The sequence below is a fragment of the Bergeriella denitrificans NBRC 102155 genome, from assembly GCF_001592185.1.
Taxonomy (GTDB): Bacteria; Pseudomonadota; Gammaproteobacteria; order Burkholderiales; family Neisseriaceae; genus Neisseria; species Neisseria denitrificans.
The window spans coordinates 1-3,104 of record NZ_BCWL01000221.1 but is presented as its reverse complement, the minus strand read 5'-3'; the positions used below and the strand labels follow the sequence as shown (position 1 = coordinate 3,104).

The window sequence follows — 3,104 nt, the reverse complement described above, 5'->3', positions numbered from 1 at the left end:
TATAGTATCGTATTCTTATTCAGTTATTTAACAATATAGATAGTCATATGCAAAAGCCGTCTGAAAACATGATTTTTCAGACGGCTTCGATTGCGCTCAGCCGCCGGTCTGCACGATAAAGGTGATTGGCGATATCTGCACTTTAGTCAGAAAAACGCCGCCCCGCCGTTTACTGCCCGCGCAGGAATAAGGCGTCCAGCTCTTTCAGCGTCAGCTTCACCCAAGTCGGGCGGCCGTGGTTGCACTGGTTGCTGCGGGGGGTGCGTTCCATATCGCGCAGCAGGGCGTTCATTTCGGGCAGGGTGAGTTGGCGGCCGGCGCGGACGGAGCCGTGGCACGACATGGTGGCGAGGATTTGGTTTTCCAGCGCGGCGATGGTTTGGCTTTCGCCGTGTTGTGTCAGTTCGTGCAAAACGTCGCGGGCGAGGGCGGCAGGGTCGGTTTTGCCGAGCATGGCGGGTACGGTGCGCACGGCCAGGGTGTTGCCGCCCAGGTCGGAAAGCTCCAGGCCGTAGTTTTTCAGGGTGTCGGCGTGGTCGGCGAATGCGGCGGTTTCTTCGTGTCCGGCAGTGAAGGTAACGGGTATCAGCAGCTGCTGGCTTTGCAGATGGCCGGCGGTATCGCGCTGGTGTTTCATTTTTTCGTAGTTGACGCGCTCGGCGGCGGCGTGCATATCCACCAAAATCAGGCTCTCTTCGGCTTGGGCGAGTATGTAGATGCCCAGCAGTTGGGCGATGGCGAAACCGAGCGGCGGCAGTTCGGGCGCGGGTGTGCCGTCTGCATCGTCGGTGCGGTAGTTTGGCGCGGCGGCGTTTTCAGACGGCATGGAACTGCTGTCCGGTACTGTGGCGCTTGGCTCGAAGCCGATACCGCCTGCGGGTGATTTTTTGAACAATTCGGCGTAGGTTTGCAGCGCGGCCTGGTTTTCGCGCAGGGAGAGGCTGCGCTGCTGCGGGGTGCGGGCGGCTTGGTAGGGCATGGGCGCGGTTTTGCCGCTGCTTGCGTTCGGGTAGTCGAAACGGCTTTGCTGCGGGGCGGCGGTCAGGCTGAGGCCGTCTGAAAATGGGTAATCGGTTTGCGGCGCTGCGCTGTTTTCAGACGGCTTTACGCCCATTACGTCGTGCAGGATTTCGCCGGCATTGCTGACGCTTTCGGTTTGGTCGGCGCGGGTGTCGGCCAGCGCTTTGTTGATGCTGTGGAACACGAGCTGGTGCACCTGCCGGCTGTCGCGGAAGCGGATTTCGGTTTTGGTGGGGTGTACGTTGACATCGACGGCTTCGGGCGGCAGCTCCAAAAACAGGACGAATGCGGGTGTGAGCGCGTTGTGCAATACGTCGCGGTAGGCTTGTTTGACGGCATGCAGCATGACTTTGTCGCGCACGAAGCGGTGGTTGACGAAGCAGTATTGTTTGTCGCTTTTGCCTTTGGCGAAGGTGGGTTTGGATACGGCACCGTAAAGCCGCATGATGCCTGCGCCGCTGTCGATTTCCAGCGAGGCCGTCTGAAAATCGTCTCCGAGAATGGCGGCGATGCGTTCGTTTTGGCTGTGTGCGGGGTAGTGGAACACGCTTTTGCCGTCGCGTTTGAGCGAGAAGGCGATGTGCGGGTGCGCCAGCGCCAAGCGTTCGAGCATGGTGGCGCAGTGGGCGTATTCGGTGTTTTCCGATTTGAGAAACTTGCGCCGCGCGGGGGTGTTGAAGAAGAGTTCCGCCACTTCGACGGTGGTGCCGACGGGGTGGGCGGCGGCGGCGGGTGTGCTGAGTTTGCCGTCTTCGGCTTTGACTTGGTGGGCGTGCGCGCTGTCGGCCTGGCGGCTGGTCAGGGTCAGGCGGCTGACGGAGGCGATGCTGGCCAAGCCTTCGCCGCGAAAACCCATGCTGGCGACGTGTTCCAAATCGTTGAGGGTTTGGATTTTGCTGGTGGCGTGGCGGTGCAGTGCCAATTCGATGTCGTCGGGGTGGATGCCGCTGCCGTTGTCGGTGACGCGGATTAAGCGGATGCCGCCGCCCGCCAGCTCGACTTCTACCGCCGTTGCGCCCGCATCGATGCTGTTTTCCACGATTTCTTTCAGCGCGTTGGCAGGGCGTTCCACCACTTCGCCGGCGGCGATTTGGTTGACAAGATGATCGGGCAGGGTGGCAATTCGGGACATCGGCAGCTTTCGTATTCGGAGCGGGATAAGGGTTGATTATAGCAAAAAGCCGTCTGAAAACGCGGTTTCAGACGGCTTTTTTGTTGCTTTCGGCTTGCAGCAGACCGATTATTTGCTGCTCCACCATTTGCCGTAAATCGGACGGCCGAAGTGGGCCAATACGGCAATCATTGATACTTCGATGGAAACGGACCAGTAAATGTGGCCGAGGATTTCGCTGAAGTTTTCGGCGAAGTTCAGGTTCCACAGCCAGCCGGTCGCGCCGTCGGCGTAGGCGGGATTACGGAAGCCCAGCGCGGGAATCAGGAAGCCGTGCATCACAACGGTGATGATGATGCCGTAGAGCGCGCCGTACCACAGACGCATTTTGGACCAATACATCGAACCGACCACATAGACAAAGGCAAAGACAAAGCTGAACAGCCAGTGGTACAGGGTTACTGCGCCCAAGATGCTGTTGCCTTGGTAAACGTAGTCCAGCGAGTGTTGGTTAAAGCCCAACCAGCCCAGCCAGGCATCAATGTGCGCGCCCGGAGGGGAGATTTCGCCCGGCATACGCGGCGGGGTGTTGACTTCGGAACCCCATTTCACCAGCGAGCTGATGAAGCCGCCGACCAGAGTGGTCCATAAAATGATTTTGCCGTTGAGGCTTTTTTCGTTATGCATATCTGTAATCCTTTTTTCCGGATGTGTGAGAATGATGTAATTTTATTTCTCAATTTGGGCGATTGTCTAATGCTTTTACGGATTGGTTTGATATATATCAAGTGTATTGTTAAATTTTCTAATATTTGGATTGTTAATATATTGAAATTGTTAAATAAGTTTGGTCTTTGGGCTGGGTGGTGCTTGGGTAATCGGATTGCTTGTCGAGTACTTCAATAAGGTCAGCTTGGTATAAGAAATATCTTTAAGTCAAACTGATAAGCTCCGTCGTACGGGGCATTTCTCT

At 56.9% G+C, this 3,104-nt stretch carries 2 protein-coding genes; both read right to left on the bottom strand.

Annotated elements, in window-relative coordinates:
- Positions 1-169: 169 nt before the first annotated feature.
- Positions 170-2,152, bottom strand: coding sequence for a DNA mismatch repair endonuclease MutL (mutL, locus tag BDE01S_RS09425; RefSeq protein WP_066080734.1), 1,983 nt, complete (start codon positions 2,150-2,152; stop codon positions 170-172).
- Between the two features lie 108 nt (positions 2,153-2,260).
- Positions 2,261-2,818, bottom strand: coding sequence for a YagU family protein (locus tag BDE01S_RS09420; RefSeq protein ID WP_066080731.1), 558 nt, complete (start codon positions 2,816-2,818; stop codon positions 2,261-2,263).
- Positions 2,819-3,104 lie beyond the last annotated feature (286 nt).